At 73.4% G+C, this 18,060-nt stretch carries 18 protein-coding genes; 9 read left to right on the top strand and 9 right to left on the bottom strand.

Going from position 1 to position 18,060, the window contains the following annotated elements; translation table 11 throughout:
* Positions 1-95: 95 nt before the first annotated feature.
* Positions 96-1,850 carry an ABC transporter ATP-binding protein gene (locus FGW31_RS32885; RefSeq protein ID WP_142197197.1) on the bottom strand — a complete coding sequence of 585 codons (1,755 nt, stop codon included), beginning with the start codon at positions 1,848-1,850 and terminating at the stop codon, positions 96-98.
* A gap of 133 nt (positions 1,851-1,983) precedes the next feature.
* Here FGW31_RS32885 and FGW31_RS32890 point away from each other — a divergent pair, with 133 nt between their 5' ends.
* The 5 genes from FGW31_RS32890 to FGW31_RS32910 all read left to right on the top strand — a co-directional run bounded on the left by FGW31_RS32890 (position 1,984) and on the right by FGW31_RS32910 (position 5,896).
* Positions 1,984-3,069 carry an S-(hydroxymethyl)mycothiol dehydrogenase gene (locus FGW31_RS32890; protein ID WP_142197198.1) on the top strand — a complete coding sequence of 362 codons (1,086 nt, stop codon included), beginning with the start codon at positions 1,984-1,986 and terminating at the stop codon, positions 3,067-3,069.
* Positions 3,069-3,698 (top strand): MBL fold metallo-hydrolase, encoded by a 630-nt coding sequence (locus FGW31_RS32895; protein WP_142197199.1) that lies wholly within the window; start codon positions 3,069-3,071, stop codon positions 3,696-3,698. The genes FGW31_RS32890 and FGW31_RS32895 overlap by 1 nt, the downstream gene beginning before the upstream one ends.
* Before the next feature lie 101 nt (positions 3,699-3,799).
* Positions 3,800-4,714: an SDR family oxidoreductase gene (locus FGW31_RS32900; protein ID WP_142197200.1), complete on the top strand. Its 915-nt coding sequence runs from the start codon at positions 3,800-3,802 to the stop codon at positions 4,712-4,714.
* Positions 4,715-4,860: 146 nt separating this feature from the next.
* Positions 4,861-5,556 carry a L,D-transpeptidase family protein gene (locus tag FGW31_RS32905; RefSeq protein WP_142197201.1) on the top strand — a complete coding sequence of 232 codons (696 nt, stop codon included), beginning with the start codon at positions 4,861-4,863 and terminating at the stop codon, positions 5,554-5,556.
* 154 nt (positions 5,557-5,710) lie between these two features.
* Positions 5,711-5,896, top strand: coding sequence for a hypothetical protein (locus FGW31_RS32910; RefSeq protein ID WP_142197202.1), 186 nt, complete (start codon positions 5,711-5,713; stop codon positions 5,894-5,896).
* Positions 5,897-5,971: 75 nt separating this feature from the next.
* Here FGW31_RS32910 and FGW31_RS32915 read toward each other — a convergent pair whose 3' ends face one another.
* Positions 5,972-7,345: a S1 family peptidase gene (locus tag FGW31_RS32915; protein ID WP_182675005.1), complete on the bottom strand. Its 1,374-nt coding sequence runs from the start codon at positions 7,343-7,345 to the stop codon at positions 5,972-5,974.
* A 171-nt stretch (positions 7,346-7,516) separates the two neighbouring features.
* Between FGW31_RS32915 and FGW31_RS32920 the strand changes: the two genes are divergently transcribed.
* From FGW31_RS32920 to FGW31_RS32930, 3 genes are all read left to right on the top strand, one after another.
* Positions 7,517-8,698, top strand: coding sequence for a MalY/PatB family protein (locus FGW31_RS32920; RefSeq protein ID WP_142197204.1), 1,182 nt, complete (start codon positions 7,517-7,519; stop codon positions 8,696-8,698).
* Positions 8,699-8,740: 42 nt separating this feature from the next.
* Positions 8,741-9,472: a class I SAM-dependent methyltransferase gene (locus FGW31_RS32925; RefSeq protein WP_142197205.1), complete on the top strand. Its 732-nt coding sequence runs from the start codon at positions 8,741-8,743 to the stop codon at positions 9,470-9,472.
* Positions 9,473-9,583: 111 nt separating this feature from the next.
* Positions 9,584-9,964, top strand: a complete 381-nt coding sequence (locus FGW31_RS32930; RefSeq protein WP_142197206.1) for a PPOX class F420-dependent oxidoreductase — start codon at positions 9,584-9,586, stop codon at positions 9,962-9,964.
* A gap of 30 nt (positions 9,965-9,994) precedes the next feature.
* Here the strand turns inward: FGW31_RS32930 and FGW31_RS32935 are convergent, their stop codons facing one another.
* Positions 9,995-10,411, bottom strand: a complete 417-nt coding sequence (locus tag FGW31_RS32935; protein WP_142197207.1) for a Zn-ribbon domain-containing OB-fold protein — start codon at positions 10,409-10,411, stop codon at positions 9,995-9,997.
* A 164-nt stretch (positions 10,412-10,575) separates the two neighbouring features.
* The gene (locus tag FGW31_RS32940; protein WP_142197208.1) at positions 10,576-11,298 is read right to left on the bottom strand and encodes a TetR family transcriptional regulator; all 723 of its coding nucleotides are present in this window, start codon (positions 11,296-11,298) and stop codon (positions 10,576-10,578) included.
* Between the two features lie 128 nt (positions 11,299-11,426).
* Between FGW31_RS32940 and FGW31_RS32945 the strand changes: the two genes are divergently transcribed.
* Positions 11,427-12,272 carry an ATP-grasp domain-containing protein gene (locus FGW31_RS32945; RefSeq protein WP_142197209.1) on the top strand — a complete coding sequence of 282 codons (846 nt, stop codon included), beginning with the start codon at positions 11,427-11,429 and terminating at the stop codon, positions 12,270-12,272.
* A 45-nt stretch (positions 12,273-12,317) separates the two neighbouring features.
* On the opposite strand, the gene FGW31_RS32950 is transcribed toward FGW31_RS32945, so the two are convergent.
* From FGW31_RS32950 to FGW31_RS32970, 5 genes are all read right to left on the bottom strand, one after another.
* Positions 12,318-14,732 carry a SpoIIE family protein phosphatase gene (locus tag FGW31_RS32950; protein ID WP_142197210.1) on the bottom strand — a complete coding sequence of 805 codons (2,415 nt, stop codon included), beginning with the start codon at positions 14,730-14,732 and terminating at the stop codon, positions 12,318-12,320.
* A gap of 140 nt (positions 14,733-14,872) precedes the next feature.
* Positions 14,873-15,247: a hypothetical protein gene (locus FGW31_RS32955; protein ID WP_161176145.1), complete on the bottom strand. Its 375-nt coding sequence runs from the start codon at positions 15,245-15,247 to the stop codon at positions 14,873-14,875.
* A gap of 407 nt (positions 15,248-15,654) precedes the next feature.
* Complete coding sequence (locus FGW31_RS32960) at positions 15,655-16,572, bottom strand: MurR/RpiR family transcriptional regulator (RefSeq protein ID WP_182675003.1); 918 nt, start codon at positions 16,570-16,572, stop codon at positions 15,655-15,657.
* Positions 16,573-16,778: 206 nt separating this feature from the next.
* Positions 16,779-17,282, bottom strand: a complete 504-nt coding sequence (locus FGW31_RS32965) for a GNAT family N-acetyltransferase (protein ID WP_142197213.1) — start codon at positions 17,280-17,282, stop codon at positions 16,779-16,781.
* Between the two features lie 16 nt (positions 17,283-17,298).
* Positions 17,299-17,988, bottom strand: a complete 690-nt coding sequence (locus FGW31_RS32970) for a nucleoside/nucleotide kinase family protein (RefSeq protein ID WP_142197214.1) — start codon at positions 17,986-17,988, stop codon at positions 17,299-17,301.
* Positions 17,989-18,060 lie beyond the last annotated feature (72 nt).

Here is an 18,060-nt window from a genome sequence, read left to right on the forward strand (position 1 = left end):
CGAGACTCCTCCGGCCGTGCGGGCACGGCAAGCCAGGACCGGAACACCCCCGCCCACGCCGCTCACTCCCCGCGCCGCCCACCCAGCCGCGCCGCTCACTCACCCGTCGCGAGGAACTGCGTCGCCGCCAGCTCGGCGTACAGCGGATCGGCGGCCACCAGCTCCCGGTGCGTACCGACCGCACGGACCCGCCCGGCGTCCATCACCACGATCCGGTCCGCCGCCGTCACCGTGGACAGCCGGTGCGCCACGACCAGCACCGTCGTCGTACGGGCCACGTCGGCGACGGTGTCCCGCAGCGCCGCCTCGTTCACCGCGTCGAGCTGCGAGGTGGCCTCGTCGAGCAGCAGCAGCCGGGGCCGGCGCAGCAGCGCGCGGGCGATGGCGACCCGCTGGCGCTCGCCGCCGGACAGCTTGGTGCCGCGGTGCCCGACCAGGGTGTCCAGACCGTCCGGCAGCCTGGACACCAGGCCGTCCAGCCGCGTCGTCTTCAGCACCCGTGCCAGCGTCGCGTCGTCCGCCCCGGGGTTGCCGAGCAGCAGGTTGTCCCGCAGGGAGCCCGACAGCACCGGCGCGTCCTGCTCCACGTAGCCGATCGAGGCCCGCAGCCGCGGCAGCTCCCAGTCGGCGAGATCCCGCCCGTCGAGCGTGATCACCCCGGAGTCGGGTTCGTAGAACCGCTCGATGAGGGAGAACACGGTGGTCTTGCCCGCGCCGGACGGGCCGACGAACGCGGTCATGCCCTGCGCGGGCACGGAGAACGTCACCCCGTGATGGACGTACGGCAGGTCGTCGGCGTACCGGAAGCGGACGTCCTCGAAGGCGAGCGCGGCGGGCGCCGTGCCGGGCGCGGGCAGTGGCGCGGGAGGCGCGGCCGGTTCGGCGGGCATCCGCAGCGCCTCCTGGATCCGGGCGAGGGCGGCACTGCCCGTCTGGTACTGCGTGATCGCGCCGACGACCTGCTGGATCGGCGCCATCAAATAGAAGACGAACAGCAGGAACGCCACCAGCGTCCCGATGTCGATGGCGCCGGTCGCCACCCGCGCGCCGCCCACCGCGAGCACCGTGATGAACGCGATCTGCATGGCCAGCCCGGCCGTGTTGCCCGCCGCGGCCGACCACTTGGCGGCGCGCACGCTCTGCCGCCACGACTCCTGCGCCGCCTCGTGCAGCGTGCGCTCCTCCCGGGGCTCGGCGCCCGACGCCTTCACCGTGCGCAGCGCGCCCAGCACTCGCTCCAGCGAGGCCCCCATCACGCCGACCGCGTCCTGCGCCCGCCGCGACGCCCGGTTGATGCGCGGCACGATCACCCCGAGGACCGTGCCCGCGAGCGCGATCACGGCGAGGGTGACACCGAGCAGCACCGGGTCCACGAACCCCATCAGCGCCACGGTCGCCACCAGCGTGAGACCACCCGTGCCGAGACCCACCAGCGAGTCCGTGGTGACCTCGCGCAGCAGCGTCGTGTCGGAGGTGACGCGCGCCATCAGATCACCGGGCTCGGTGCGGTCCACGGCGGTGATCCGCAGCCGCAGCAGGTACGACGTCAGCGAGCGCCGCGCCCCGAGCACCACCGACTCGGCGGTGCGCCGCAGCACGTACGAACCGAGCGCGCCCAGCACGGCGTTGGCGACGACGAGGGCCGACATCAGCAGCAACGCGCCGGTGATGGCCCGGTCGTCGGAGAGGTCGCCCATCAGGTCCCGGGCCACCAGCGGCAGCATCAGGCCGGTCGCGCCGGTCAGCAGGGAGAGTCCGGCGCCGCCCAGCAGGGCCCACCGGTGCGGCCGGACGTATCCGAGAAGCAGCCGCCGGGCGGGCGGGACGGGCTCCTGCGCTGCGATGCTCACGTCGCTCCTTCACGGGTCGGAGCGTTCAGGCTACGTCGCGAGGGTGGGCGCGCGGCACGGTGGGCGGCACAATGGATCATTCGCGCGTAGGGTCGTTCCCGGACCGACCCCGGCCGACGAAGGGATCAGCGCGATGGCGCAGGAAGTACGCGGTGTGATCGCACCCGGCAAGGACGAGCCGGTACGGATCGAGACGATCGTCGTACCCGACCCGGGCCCCGGTGAGGCGGTCGTACGGGTCCAGGCGTGCGGTGTGTGCCACACGGACCTGCACTACAAACAGGGCGGCATCAACGACGACTTCCCCTTCCTGCTCGGCCACGAGGCGGCGGGCGTCGTGGAGTCGGTCGGCGACGACGTCACCGACGTCGCACCCGGTGACTTCGTGATCCTGAACTGGCGTGCGGTGTGCGGGAAGTGCCGCGCCTGTCTGCGCGGACGCCCCTGGTACTGCTTCGACACCCACAACGCGAAGCAGCGGATGACCCTCACCGACGGCACCGAACTCTCCCCGGCCCTGGGCATCGGCGCCTTCGCCGAGAAGACGCTGGTCGCCGCCGGGCAGTGCACCAAGGTCGACCCGGCCGTCGCCCCCGAGGTCGCCGGGCTCCTCGGCTGCGGCGTGATGGCCGGCATCGGCGCCGCCATCAACACCGGCAGCGTCGGCCGGGGCGACTCGGTCGCGGTCATCGGCTGCGGCGGCGTCGGGGACGCGGCGGTCGCCGGGGCCCGGCTCGCCGGAGCGGCGAAGATCATCGCCGTGGACATCGACGACCGCAAGCTCGACACCGCCCGCTCCATGGGCGCCACCCACACCGTCAACTCGCGCGAGACCGATCCCGTCGAGGCGATCCGCGAACTCACCGGCGGCTTCGGCGCCGACGTCGTCATCGAGGCCGTCGGCCGCCCCGAGACCTACCGGCAGGCGTTCTACGCCCGCGACCTGGCCGGCACGGTCGTCCTGGTGGGCGTGCCCACTCCCGAGATGAAGCTCGAACTGCCGCTCCTCGACGTCTTCGGCCGCGGCGGCGCGCTGAAGTCCTCCTGGTACGGCGACTGCCTGCCCTCCCGTGACTTCCCGATGCTGATCGACCTCCACCTCCAGGGCCGCCTGGACCTGGGCGCGTTCGTCACCGAGACCATCCAACTGGACGAGGTGGAGAAGGCGTTCGAGCGGATGCACCGCGGCGACGTGCTGCGCTCGGTGGTGGTGCTGTGATGGCGGCCCGCATCGAACGCCTCGTCACCTCCGGGCAGTTCAGCCTCGACGGCGGCACCTGGGACGTCGACAACAACGTGTGGATCGTCGGCGACGACCACGAGGCGGTCGTCATCGACGCCGCGCACGACGCCGACGCCATCGCCGAGGCCGTCGGCGACCGGCGCCTGACCGCCATCGTGTGCACCCACGCCCACAACGACCACATCGACGCCGCGCCCGCCCTCGCCGAGCGCACCGGCGCCACCATCTGGCTGCACCCCGACGACCTGCCGTTGTGGAAGCAGACCCATCCCGACCGCGACCCCGACTCCTGGCTGGTCGACGGCCAGGTGATCGAGGCGGGCGGCGCCGACCTCACGGTGCTGCACACCCCCGGCCACGCGCCGGGCGCCGTCTGCCTGTACGACCCGGGGCTCGCGACCGTGTTCACCGGCGACACCCTCTTCCAGGGCGGTCCCGGCGCCACCGGCCGCTCCTTCTCCCACTTCCCGACGATCATCGACTCGATCCGGGACCGGCTGCTGACCCTGCCGCCCGGGACGAAGGTCCTCACCGGCCACGGCGACCCGACCACGATCGGCGCGGAGGCCCCGCACCTGGAGGAATGGATCGCCCGCGGCCACTGAGCACGCCGCCCGGGTGACCGGCGCGAAAAGGTGACAGAAGATGTCCGGCTTACCCGTCACTCTCGTAACGACAGCACATCGCGAGTGACGGGAGGCCGTACATGTCGGAGCAGTTGAAGGGCAGGGTCGCGCTGGTGGCCGGGGCGACCCGGGGCGCCGGACGGGGCATCGCCGTGGAGCTGGGGGCGGCGGGCGCGACCGTGTACGTCACGGGCCGCAGCACGCGCGCCCGCCGCTCCGAGTACAACCGGCCCGAGACCATCGAGGACACCGCCGACCTGGTCACCGAGGCGGGCGGCGAGGGCATCGCCGTACCCACCGACCACCTGGAGCCCTCCCAGGTGAAGGCCCTGGTCGACCGCATCGCCGCCGAGCAGGGCCGGCTGGACGTCCTGGTCAACGACATCTGGGGCGGCGAGACGCTCTTCGAGTGGGAGGCACCGGTCTGGGAGCACGACCTGGACAAGGGGCTGCGGCTGCTGCGCCTGGCGGTGGAGACCCACGCCGTCACCAGCCACCACGCGCTGCCCCTGCTGCTGCGCCACCCCGGTGGTCTCGTCGTCGAGGTGACCGACGGCACCGACGACTACAACCGCGACCACTACCGCAACTCCTTCTTCTACGACCTCGCGAAGTCCTCCGTGCTGCGCATGGCCTTCGCCCTGGGCCACGAACTCGGGCCGCGCGGCGCCACCGCCCTCGCCCTGACCCCGGGCTGGCTGCGCTCGGAGATCATGCTCGACCACTTCGGGGTGCGCGAGGACAACTGGCGCGACGCCCTCGCGGAGGTCCCGCACTTCGCCATCTCGGAGACCCCGCGCTACGTCGGACGGGCCGTCGCCGCCCTCGCCGCCGACACGGACGTGGCCCGCTTCAACGGCACCTCCCTCTCCAGCGGCGGCCTCGCCCGCGAGTACGGCTTCACCGACCTCGACGGCAGCCGCCCGGACGCCTGGCGCTACCTCGTGGAGGTGCAGGACGCGGGCCGGCCCGCGGACACCACCGGCTACCGCTGATCCCGGCCGGCGGCGGGCCGAGCCGTGACGCGTGTCACCGTTTCGTCGCGGCCGGCCCGCCCGTACAACCGAACTTCCCCTCAAGCCGTCTTCCTGGCAGAGTGCGCAGGCCGGCGCTCACTTCCACGGGAAAGGCAAAACGGACCATGGGGGACATACGTAGACGCGGTGTCGTCGCCCTCGGAGTCACCTCGCTGGTGGCTCCGCTCACACTCGCGCTGGGCGCGGCCCCGGCGCAGGCCGCGAGCTGCACCACGACCGCGGGCCCGTACCAGAAGCAGGTGGAGAAGTTCCTCGGCCGCCCGGTCGACGGCAAGCAGTCCTCCGCCGACTGCAAGGCCATCCGCGCCTTCCAGACCAAGCACGGCATCACACCGAACATCGGGTACGCCGGTCCCGTCACCTGGGGCGTGATGAACCTGATGAACAAGCAGAAGGCCGTCGGGAAGAACCCCAACAAGTCGGGCAAGTGCCCGGTCAACAAGGGTCGCATCGCCTGTGTGGACCTCACGCTGCAACTCAGCTGGATCCAGGACGGCAAGAAGCTCGTGTACGGGCCGGTGCCCGTCCGTACCGGCCGTGACGGCCACGAGACCCGCACCGGGGCGAAGAAGATCTACTGGCGCAACATCGACCACGTCTCGACCATCTACGACGTGCCGATGCCCTACAGTCAGTTCTTCGACGGCGGCCAGGCCTTCCACTCGGCCGGCGTGAGCATGTGGAACCCGCCCGGCTCGCACGGCTGCGTGAACATGACGAAGACCGACGCCAAGAAGTACTGGTCGCTGCTGAAGAACGGTGACGACGTCCACGTGTACGGCCGCAAGCCGGGCACCTGAACCCCTCCCGGGCCCCCGGTGCGGACCGGGGGCCCGGGAGCGGCCGGGGTGTGAACTCGCCCACGTTGCTTGGCAGATGGACGTGATCAGCAACACTGTCGGAAATGTCCGATGAGCGTGCGATTACTCACAGCGCCTTCACGTCCGGCGCCGTATGCTTCACAGCATGTCCACCAGTGTTGAACCCTCCTCCGAGCGATCGGCTGCCGAGGTCAACGAGGAGATCCGGGCCCTGTGGCTCCGGTCGGGCGGGACACTCAGCGTCGAACAGCGCGAGGAGTACCAGCGCCTGGTCCAGGAGTGGGCCTCCGCCCTCACGCAGCCGGTCAGGGCGGCCTGAGCGCCGCCTCGACTCCACGGCTCCGGCCGACCGGGCACCCGTGACCCACAGCGGGTGCCCCCTCTCACCTCTCCCTCAGCCCCACGTCGCCGAGTACCGCCGCCGGTACGCCCTGCGGTCCTGCTCCGCCCGGATCCAGCGCGTCGCCACCAGGGCCACCAGACTGCCCGCGATCACCAGCAGACCGGGACCGACGTTGCGCGGATCGGCCAGCCGGGACAGCAGCGTCGACGGGTCCGGCAGGATCCCGCGCACCGGCGTCGACGACCCCGGTGAGGCCGCGTCCGGAGCGGCGTCCCGGGCCTGCGGCGGCGCCGGGGACGGCGGCGCCGCGGCACCGTCGTCGCCGGGCGCGACGATCAGCCGCACACCGAGCCGCGTCAGCGCCTCCGTCACCGGCTGGAAGTACGTCGTGCCTCCGCGGCGGCAGTCGCCGTTGCCGCCCGAGGTGACACCGAGCGCGATGCCCTCGGAGAACATCGGGCCGCCGCTGTCCCCGGGTTCGGCGCACACGTCGGACTCGACGAGACCACTGACCGTGCCCTCCGGGTAGTTCACCGTCGCGTCGACCGCCGTCACCACGCCGTCGCGCAGCCCGCTGGTGCTGCCGCTGCGGAACACCCGCTGGCCGACCTTCGGATCCGCCACCCCCGTGATCCGCACCCCCTTGCCGCCGCCGACCGCCACCACACCGGCGCCCTCGCCGGCCCGGCCGTCCGCGTACGCGATCAGCGAGTAGTCGTCACCGGGGAAGCTGCCGCGGACCGTCGTGCCGACCTCCTGACGGGCCGCGGCGTCCGCGAACCACACCGAGCCCTCCGGCCCGCAGTGCCCGGCCGTCAGCACGAAGTCCCGCCGGCCGTCGGTCACGTTGAAACCCGCCGAGCAGCGGCCGGCCGCCGACAGGATGGTCCGCGCCCCGTTGATCCGGGTGGTGAAGGTGCCACCGGTGCGCTCCATGCGGACGAACGTCCCGATGCCGCGGGCGACTTCGGTCAGCTCGGACCAGTCCCGCGCGGACACCGTGCTGTCCCCGCGGACCACCACCTCGTTGCCGCGGTAGTCCAGCGCCCACGCCGTGCCCGGCACGCGCGGCGCCGAACGCAGCGTCCGCGTGGCCGACTTCAGGTCGTCCATGCTGTGGCGCACCCTCCTCGGCTCGGCCCCGGCCCGCCGCACCTCGGCCGCCGCCGCCTCGTCGGTGACCGCGACCACCGTCGCCCCGTCCGCGCCGACCCAGCTGCCCGCCGTACGGGAGGTGCCGAGCCGGGACACGAGTCCGGCGGCCGGGCCGGCCGCCGGATCACCGGCGGTGGAGTACGGGACGGAGTGGGCCACCCGGGGCTCGTCGGCGACGGCGTGGGTGACCATCGTGGCCCCCACCAGGAGTCCTCCGACGGCCGCCAGACGTGTCACCCGCCGGACGAGACGTCGTCGTGCGTGCCTCATGCATGGCTCCCGAACCTCGGCAGCGCGGTGCGCGCACCGCGGGGGCCTCCCCTGACCCGAGCGCCCTTCCCCCATACGGCCGCGCAACCCGGGGCGTTCACCTCCGCCGCGATACCGCGGCGCCCGTCGTGCCCATGTCCGCGACCGCGGCGGCCGCCCTATCGTGTCGCCATGACGAGGATCCCGCACGAGACGTCCGGTGAACCGAACCCGCTGCACGCCCTCACCCCGGAACTCCTGCGCCGCCGCACCAGCATGAAGTGGCGCACCTATCCGGAGGACGTACTGCCGGTGTGGGTGGCGGAGATGGACGTGCCGCTCGCCGAACCGGTCGTCCGCGCCGTCACCGGGGCGATGGAACGCGGCGACACCGGTTATCCCGTCGGCAGCGCGTACGCCGAGGCGCTGGCCGCCTTCGCACGGCAGCGGTGGGACTGGGACGGGCTCGCCGTGGAGCGCACCGCGATCGTGCCCGACGTCATGCTCGGCGTGGTCGAGATGCTGAAACTGGTCACCGGCCCCGGCGACCCGGTCGTGGTCAACTCTCCCGTGTACCCGCCCTTCTACGCCTTCGTCCGGCACCTGGACCGCCGGGTGGTCGAGGCCCCGCTCGGCGCGGACGGCCGGATCGACCCGGAGGTGCTGAAGGACACCTTCCGGCGGGTGACGGCCGGCCGGGAACGGGCCGCCTACCTGCTGTGCAGCCCGCACAACCCCACCGGCACCGTGCACACCGCCGACGAACTGTCCGCCGTCGCCGCACTCGCCGAACGGTACGGCGTCCGCGTCGTCGCCGACGAGATCCACGCACCGCTGGTCCTCGCCGGCGCGCGGTTCGTGCCGTACCTGAGCGTGCCGGGCGGCGAGCGCGGCCTGTCGCTGATGTCGGCGTCGAAGGCGTGGAACCTGGCCGGACTCAAGGCGGCCCTCGCCGTCGCCGGGCCGGAGGCGGCCGCGGACCTGGCGCGGATGCCCGAGGAGGTCGGGCACGGCCCGAGCCACGTCGGCGTCCTCGCCCACACCGCCGCGCTGCGGGAGGGCACCGCATGGCTGGACGCCCTGCTCGCCGGCCTCGACGCCAACCGCCGGCTGCTCACCGGGCTCCTCGCCGAACACCTGCCGGCGATCCGCTACCGCCCGGGGGAGGCCACCTACCTCGCCTGGCTCGACTGCCGGGGCCTGGACCTCGGCGACGACCCGGCCGAGGTCTTCCTGCGGCACGGCCGCGTGGCCCTCAACTCGGGGCTGCCGTTCGGCACGGGCGGCGCCGGTCACGCCCGGCTCAACCTCGCCACCACGCCCGGACTGCTCACCGAGGCGGTGCGGCGGATGGCGGTGGCCCTCCGGCGGTAAAGGGGGCGCGGGCAACGGCTCCGGCCGCATACCGTCCACGGCATGGCTGACGAGTGTTTCGCACATCCACGGCTGGCGGCGGTCTACGACCCCCTCGACCCCGACCGGAGCGACCTCGACGCGTATCTGCGCATGGCCGAGGAGTTCGGGGCCCGGCGGGTGCTCGACATCGGCTGCGGAACCGGGGTGTTCGCCCTGCTCCTGGCCGGTCGTGGCGTCGAGGTGGTCGGTGTCGACCCCGCCCGGGCCTCCCTCGACGTGGCCCGCGCCAAACCGGGCGGCGAGCGGGTGCGCTGGATCGAGGGCGACGCGACGGCGCTGCCGCCGCTGCGCATGGATCTGGCGACCATGACGGCGAACGTCGCCCAGGCCGTCGTCGCCCCCGACGCCTGGCACGGCACCCTGCGCGGAGCCCACGCGGCCCTGCGGCCCGGGGGCCGCCTGGTCTTCGAGACCCGCGACCCGGCCCGGCGCGCCTGGGAGCGGTGGACCCGGGAGGACTCGTACGGCAGGACGGACGTGCCCGGCATCGGCACGGTCGAGCACTGGCACCAGGTGACCGACGTGGACGGCCCGTTGGTGACGTTCCGTACCACCTACGTGTTCGCGGCGGACGGGGCGGTGCTGACGTCGGACTCGACGCTGCGCTTCCGCGGGCGCGAGGAGGCCGAGGCGGACCTCGCCGCGCACGGCTTCACGGTGGACGAGGTACGGGACGCCCCCGACCGCCCGGGCCGGGAGTTCGTCTTCGTGGCGCGCCGTCCGGACGCCTAGGACCTGTCCGGGCAATCACTGGTCCCATTGCGGTGGTTGTGGTGGAAGGGCCCGGAGCTGTCCGTCGGACGACGCGTGCGAATTGCCGACCCGGGTCACTAGGCTTCTCGCATGGACGAGGAGTTGTCGGACCGGCTCGGAGCCGGGAAGTACCTGCTGGTCACCAGCTACCGCAGGAACGGTACGCCTGTTGCCACGCCGGTGTGGGTGGTGCGGGACGGTGACGCGCTCGGGGTGTGGACCGCCGCCGACTCGTGGAAGGTGAAGCGGATCCGCGCCCGTGGTGACGTCCTCGTCGGCCCGTGCGACGTACGCGGCAAGCCGACCGGTGACCAGGTGCCGGCCACCGCGGAGATCTGCGACCCGGCCACCAGCGCCCGCTACCGGGCGCTGATCGCCCGCAAGTACGGCCTGGTGGGCCGGCTGACCCTCCTGGGCAGCCGGCTCCGCCGGGGCGCGAACGGCACGGTCGGTATCCGCGTCACCCTCTGAGACGCCGGACGCGCCGCGTCCGGCGGTCCGTCAGGTCCAGGCCCGGTACGGCTCGTCCAGGAGCTGGAAGACCGGCTCGCCCCGCACCGGGTCCTTCGCCGTGGACAGCCGCACCCGGTCGCCGCTGTGGATGCCGATCGGCGGCCCCATCACCCGGCCGCGCACCACGAACCCCTCGGCCATCTCGATGAGGGAGACGTTGCGGGCCGCCGGGGTGTTGCGGTGCAGCACCGTGGAGTGGCGCACCGTGCCGACGCCCTCGCTGCGCTCCGTGCGCAGGTCGCTGCCCTGGCAGACCGGGCACAGCAGCCGGTGGTACATGGCGGTGCCGCACCAGGTGCAGCGCTGGAAGACCATGGCCTCCGCGTGGTCCGCCGCCCGGGGCGCGAGGATGCCCGTCGCGGAGCCGGCTGCCTGCTGAGCGACGCTTCCTGAGTGGTGGTACACGCTGGTCAACTCCCTGCACTCGGCCGGAATCCGGCGTGCGCGGTCACCCCGGCACGCGTGTGCCCGGTGTCCCGTGCCACCGTGCACGGCCCCAGAGTATGGCACTCAGTGCCATAGGTAAAGGCACTCGGTACCCTCGATTGCGGGGGAGTGGACGTAGCGGGTCAGTCGCGCCCGAGCGCGGCCTCCAGCTCCTGCACCACCCGCCACAGCGGTGCCCCGCGCCGGGACACGACCACCACCACGTCCTCGGGGTCCTCGCCGGCCGGCGGCACCGGGACGTCCCCGAACGCGGCCTGCACATGCCCCAGCGCGTGGTCCACCGCGGCCTCCGCGTCACCCGTTGCGTCCGAACGCAGCCAGGAGCGCAGCGCGTTGTTGTGCGCGGCGACCACGGCCGCGGCGACCACGTCGGCCCGCAGGGTGCTGTCGCGCAGACCGGCGAAGCGGGTCCGCAGGTACCCGGCGAGCGCCCGTTCGTAGCGCCACACCACCGACAGCTCGTACGCCCGCAGTCCCGGGACCTGCTTGGTGAGGCGGTAACGCTGCACGGAGAACGCCGGGTTCTCGGCGTACATCCGCACCACCAGCCGGGCCGCGTCGCAGACCGTGCGCACCGGGTCGTCGCCGTCGCCGCTCGCGGACAGGAAGTCCGTCATGTCGGCGAGGCACCGCTCGTGGTCGGGGAAGACCACGTCCTCCTTGGACGGGAAGTAGCGGAAGAACGAGCGCCGTCCGACACCGGCGAGCGCCACGATGTCGTCGACGGTGGTCTGTTCGTAGCCCCGTTCCAGGAACAGCCGGAACGCCGCCGCGACCAGGGCGTCCCGTATCGGCGGCTTCACGGCCCGGTCACCGCGGCCGTGCGCCGTACTGCTGGAGCTCATGGACGGAACCTAACACCGGCAGCTTCCGGGTGGCACTGGGTGCACTCCCGGCGCGGCACTCAGTACCGCCGCTCGCGTTCGCGCAGGTCGTTCCTATGATCGAGCCACGATCGCCCCGAGGAGCCCGTATGCCGCCCGCCCGTCCCCGTGTCCTGTACGTCACCGACCTGGCCTACCCCGCCCGCGGCCGCCGCTACGGCGACGAGGACGTCTTCCTGACCTCCCGGCTGCGCGAGCACGTCGACCTGGCCCTGTGCCACCCGCGGGACGCCGCCGCCCTGATGGACGGCTTCGACGCCGTCGTGGTCCGCAACAGCGGCCCCGTACTGGCGTACCAGGACGCCCACGACGCCTTCCGTGAGCGCGCGGCGGCGGCCGGCACACCGGTCTACAACCCGCTCACCGGCCGCGGCGACATGGCGGGCAAGGGCTATCTGCTCGACCTGAGCGCCGCAGGCCGACCGGTGATCCCCACCGTCGACCGGCCGGAGGACCTGCACCGGCTGCCCCCAACGGAGCGGTACGTGGTCAAACCGCGGCTCGGCGCCGACTCGATCGGGCTGCGCGTCGTCCCCGCGGACGAGGTGCGCGCGCTCGTGGACGGCGACGTCCTGGTCCAGCCGTACATCGACTTCGCCTACGAGGTCTCCTTCTACTTCGTCGACCACGACTTCCAGTACGCCCTGTACGCCCCGCACCCGGACCGGCGCTGGCAGCTCGAGCCGTACGAACCCACCCGTGCCGACCTCGACTTCGCCCGGGGCTTCACCGGCTGGAACACCCTCGACCACGGCATCCAGCGCGTCGACGCCTGCCGTGTGCCGGACGGCGAGCTGCTCCTGGTGGAGCTGGAGGACCTCAACCCGTACCTGTCCCTGGACGCCCTCGACGACACGGCCCGGGAGGCGTTCGTGTCCGCCATGGCCGCCTCCCTGCGCCGCTTCCTGCACGCCACCGGCGTGACCGGCGGCTGAACCCGCCGGACCCGCGCCGGCCGAGGACGAACGCCGCGGCGCCCGCTACCGCGGTCGGGGCACGCGGATGTCGAGGACGCAGACGTCGTCGCGGCGCTCGCCCTCCAGCATCGCGTCGAGCAGTGTGCCGAGGGCACCCGGCTCGTCCTCCGGGTGGGCCGCCACGGCCGCGGCGAGACGGTCGAGGCCCACGTCGATGTTCTCCGGGGGCCGCTCCACCAGGCCGTCCGTGTACAGCAGCACCCGGTCGCCGGGTTCGAGCAGGCACTCGGCCTCCTCGAAGTGCGGCGTGGTGGTCGCGCCGAGCAGCACACCGCTGGGCCGGCGCAGATAGGTCACCTCACCGCCGCGCAGCAGCAGGGGCGGGGTGTGGCCCGCCTGCGCCCACAGCAGGCGCCGTTCGGCCGCCCGGTAGCGGGCCAGGACCATCGTGGCGGTGCCGTGGCTGTCCCGGGAGTGCAGCAGCAGGGTGTTGAGCCGTGCGAGCGCACCGGTCAGCGAGGACCCGGTGATGACCATGCCCTTGGCGGTGAACCGCAGCTGGGCCATGGTCGCGACGGCGTCCACCCCGTGTCCGGCGACGTCGCCGACGACGAACAGGGCGTCGCCGTCGGGCAGTTCGATGGCGCTGAACCAGTCGCCGCCGACGTGGATGCCCGCCTGCGCGGGCAGGTAGGCGACCTCGACGCGCAGCCCGGCGAGGCTGACCTCCCGCTCGGGCAGCGGCAGCAGGGCGTTCTGCAGCCGGGCGACCAGGGTCCGCTCGGACTGGAGCACGTCGTGCTGGGTGAGGATCGCGCGCTCGCTCTCCACCAGGGCCAGCTCGGCGCGCCGCCGCGCGGTCAGGTCCTGCACGAAGCCGTGCACCTCGACGGGTGTGCCGTGGCGGTCGGCCACCGGCTCGGCGACCAGACGCAGGTGCCGCACCCCGCGGGTGTCACGGACGCGGAACGGGACGTCGAAGGAGCTGCCCGCCCGGACCAGGTCCGTGACGGCGCGCCGCAGCGCGGGCCGGTCGTCGGGGATCGCGAGCCGGGCGAGGGCGGAGAGCGGGACGGGCCCCCGCGCCGGGTCCCGGCCGAGGATCGTGAAGACCTGCGACGACCAGGACGCCTCGCGCGTGGCCAGGTTCCAGTTGGCCCAGCCCAGGTTCCCGAGCCGTTGCAGGTCGGCGAGCCGCTGCTCCTGCCGGTCGGAGGAGGCGTGCCGGACCCAGGTGACGACCAGCGCGTCCGCGAGCGGGGTCACCCGCACGGAGTAGGTGGACAGCTCCGCGACACCGTCCACCACCTCCTGGTGGGCGAACGGCTCACCCTCGTACGTCTCCCCGGTGGCCAGCGCGTCCAGGCAGCCCCGGCCCAGCGGAGCGTCCGCCAGGTCGGGCCAGAACTCCCGCAGCCGGCGCCCGGTGAGATCGTCCCCGGTGCCGACCAGGACGTCGCCGGCCTGCGCGGTGGCGGCGTCGATCCGGAAGTCCTCGCTCTCACCGGAGGGGCCGCGCACCGGGGTCAGCAGCATCGCCGCGACCGGCAGCGCCGCGAACAGGGCCCGTACCGCGTCCGGGAGCGCCTCGGCCGGCCGTTCCGGCGGGGTGGTGAACGTGCGCAGCCGGCCGGCGCACAGCCGTATCACCCCGTGCAGATGGACACGGTCGCGCGGGGTGAACGGGCCGGGACGCCCGCGCAGCACACCGACGCAGACCTCGGGCCCGTCGCCGGTGGGCAGCGGCAGCCAGGCGCGGGAGCGCCACCGGTCGGGCGGGTCGCCGATCAGCTCGTACCGTGCGCTGTCCCGGGCGAAGTCCTCCAGCCAGCGTGGTTCGCCGGCCGCCAGGGCGTCCACCACGGCGACACGGCTGACGGGTGGGATCTGCCGCCACTGGGTGGCCACGCGTTCGTCGACGCCGGCGTGCCCGATCAGTTCCAGGCCGCCGCTGGGCCGGCGGACGTAGATCATGACCGAGTCCGCGCCGAGGTCCTGCCCGAGGTGGTCCAGCAGGCACCGGGCGAGTGCCTGGGAGGTGTCGGCGTGCACGAGGGCCCGGCCCAGGCGGGCCAGGGCGTCGGCGACGTCGTCGGGGGCGTCGCCGGTGTCGGAGGGCGTCCGAGCGGTGTCGGACCCGGCGAGCACGGTGGTGGCGTCCGCGGAGTCCCGGTCGGGGTGCGCCGGGGGCCGGCCGGTGCCGGAGCGGGCGGGCGCCGCCTCGCCCAGGGTGATCCAGCACTCCTCCATCAGGGTGCGGCGGGCCGCCTTGGCCCGCTGGAGCAGCGTCTCGCCCGCGGCGTCCGCGGAGCAGCCGGTCAGTGCCATCACGACGCCCTTGGCGCGCTCCACGACGGCCGAGGTCGCGGCCTGCTCACGCAGCCGGTCCATCTCGGCGCGCTGCTGGGCGACGACCCTGGCCAGTTCCACCAGGTCGGGCGTGGTGCCGGACTCCACCGGGACGACGGGCTCGCTCATCACGCGTTGAGCATCGCACACGAGTCCCGGTTCGTTGACCGGCTCGTTCCCGCGCAGTGCGCCCGACACCGCGCGGCGGCGGGCCGCTCCCGGACCGCACGGCCCCCGCACGGCCCCCGCGCGGCCCCGCGACGGTGCGGTCAGCGTGCGGTCCGGGCCAGGGCCTGGGTGACCGCGCGCACGCTGCGGGCGATGTGCTGGAGCTGTGTGACCTCGGCCGCGTAGAGCTTGATGGTGTGCTCGATGACACCTTCGTGGAGTCCCAGCCGGGGCAGATCGGCACGGGCGGTCTGCAGGGCGGTCCTGGCCACCCGGATCTCGTGCTCGACCTGGATCTGCGCGTGCCGGGCCAGCAGGACGGGGTGCCGCATCAGCGCGGGGTAGCTCGCGTAGCGCGCGGGCACCAGCTCGCGCAGCCACTTGGCCGCCGAGCGCTCCCAGTCGTAGCTGCCGGGGGTCTTGACCTGGCGGGGCCAGTCGGGACCGAGCCACGTGGACGTCAGGGACATGATCATCGCTTCCGGGTGTACGGCGTCGCTGGGGTGGTCGACGCGGTGGGGCGGCCCCGGCCCAGGGGCCGACCGGGGCCGCCACGGGCGGCCGGGCAGGGGAAGCCCGGCCCAACACCCTGACCGCAGGAGCGGGTAGGAGCCGGCGGCTCAGAGTGTTCGCGAGGCCGCCCGGTGGGGACACGTGTCATCCGCGGCGAGAGGTGCTGGCTGCGCATGACGGACCGTCGGCCTTCCGGGCGGAGCGGGTGACGTGTGAGGGGTGGTGGAGCGCGGTCCGGAGCGGCCGGGTCGCGATCCGTGTGCAGTATTTATATATGCCGTCTGGTTTTCAAGACGTATGAAAACATTCATGCGTGCTTCGGACGGGCCTGCCCTCCGGTCCGCGGCGATCGCGCCGGCCTCGCCGGGATTCAGTCCCGGAGGAAGAAGTGGTGCTCGTCCGCGACGTGCTCGTACTCGTCGAGCCGGGCCTGCGTCCGCTCCGGATCCGCGTCCGTCATCGCCTGGAGCAGTGCCGCGCACATCACGCCCGGGGCGGCGTAGGAGTCGAACACCAGCCGCGACCCGGTGCCGGTGGCGAAGGTGACGTCGGCCTCGTCCACGATCGGGCCCAGCGCCAGGTCCGTGACCAGCGCGACCTTCAGCCCGGCGCTGCGGGCGACCCGTACGGCCGTGAGGGTCTCCTGTGCGTGCCGCGGCATGGAGAACGCCAGCACCCAGGTGCCGCCCGCCTCCCGGGACTGCAGCAGCGCGTCGTAGGCCACGCTGCCGCCCCGCGTCACCAGCCGTACGTCCGGGTGGATGCGCCGGGCGGCGTAGGCGAAGTACTCGGCCAGGGAGACGGAGATGCGCAGACCGAGCACGGTGAGCGGCGTGGACGCGGACAGCCGGCGGCCCGTCTCGATGACCCGGTCGGTGTCGGCGAAGTCCCGCCGCAGATTTTCCAGGTTCTCGATCTCGGCGTCGACGGCGGCCTGGAGCTCGTTGCCCCGGATCTCCTCGGCGGCACCGCCGGCACGGGTGCCGAGGGTGATCGACTGGAGCTTCTCGCGCAGCGCGGGGTAGCCGCTGAAGCCGACCGCCGAGGCGAACCGGGTCACCGAGGGCTGGCTGACCCCGACCCGGTCCGCGAGGTCCGTGATCGACAGGAACGCTGCCTCGGCGATGTGCTCGATCAGGTACTGGGCGATGCGCCGCTGCCCGGGGGAGAGCCGGGGACGGTCGAACAGCTTGCGGAGCTGGGCCGTCGGGGACACCTCCGTGTCCTGGACCGCCTTCCCCGAGGTGATCGCGGATGCCTGTGCGCGTGCCTGCTGCGGCGATGGCACCGGGGCGCCTCCTTCGTCTCCCACGAAGGTTTCAACATAGCCCACGCACCGCGGTGACCAGGCTTGTCACGAAAGCCCTCGAGGGAGCACGAACGGGCGGAACCGGAACCGGAACCGGAGCCGGTCGGGCGTCCGGCCGACCGTGCCCGGCCGGTCCCGCTCCCACGGCACCGCGCCCGAAGCGGTACTCGATGCCCGGCCGGCCGTCAGTCCGGTCGGCCCGCCACGGCCGGTGCCCGCGCCGCCAGTTCACTGAGCGGGGCACCGGTCAGCCGGCACACCGTCCACTCCTTCAGCGGCTCCGCACCGAGCGCCTCGTAGAAGGCGATCGCCGGCTCGTTCCAGTCCAGCACCATCCACTCGAAGCGCTCGAAACCGCTGTCCCGGCAGATCGCCGCCAGGGCCGCCAGCAGTGCCCGGCCGTGTCCGGCGCCCCGGGCGTGCGGGCGCACGTACAGGTCCTCCAGGTGCATGCCGCGCGTACCGGTCCAGGTCGAGAAGCGCCGGAACCACAGCGCGAACCCCGCGACCTCACCGGTGCCGTCGTCCTCGGCGATCAGGACGGACGCCGCGGGATGCTCCCCGAACAGGGCCGCGCGGAGCTGCTCCTCCGTGGCACGGGCCTGCTCGGCGGCCCGCTCGTAGGCGGCGAGTTCGCGGATCATGGCGCGGATCTCGGGGACGTCGGTCACCGTGGCTTCTCTGATCATGGAACGAGAGCCTGCGTCAGCGGACCGCGTCCCGTCCAGCCGGTTCCACCGGCCGGGACGCCCCGGGCAGCGCCGACTCCGGCACGACCAGGTCGGCCCGCTCCCGGGTCGGCGCGATCAGTTCGGCGTTGCGCCGGTCGCTGCGCTCCACCCACGCCACCGCCTCCTCGTGGCTCTTGCCGAACTCCTCGTGCCGGGCGATCAGCCGGCGCAGCCGCTCCTCCTCGTCCAGCGCGCAGAACCACACCTCGTCGAGCTGCGGCCGCACCCGCGCCCAGGCACCGGTGTCCAGCAGCAGGTAGTTGCCCTCCGTCACCACCAGCCGGGCGCTCGGCGGGACCGGGACGGCGCCCGCGAGCGGCTGCTCCAGCACCCGTTCGAAGCCGGGCGCGTACACGACGTCGTCGTACGGCTCCTCGCGCAGCCGGCGCAGCAGCGCCGCGTATCCGGCGGCGTCGAACGTGTCCGGGGCGCCCTTGCGGTCGCGGCGGCCCAGCCGGTCGAGTTCGGCGTCGGCGAGGTGGAAGCCGTCCATGGGAACGTGCGCGACCCATGGCCGGCCGGTGCCGTTCAGCTCCCGCACCAGGTGTCCGGCGAGCGTGGACTTGCCCGCGCCGGGGCTGCCGGCGATGCCGAGGATCGCGCGCCGACCGTCCTTCGGCAGGGAACGGGCGCGGGTGATGAGGTCGTCGAAGGTCAGTGCCACACAGGGAGTGTGCCACCGGGGAGGGCGGCGTCCTGCGGCCATGTGGCCCGCGCCACTCACTGTGCGGCGCCG

Source organism: Streptomyces calvus, assembly GCF_006782915.1.
Classification (GTDB): domain Bacteria; phylum Actinomycetota; class Actinomycetes; order Streptomycetales; family Streptomycetaceae; genus Streptomyces; species Streptomyces calvus.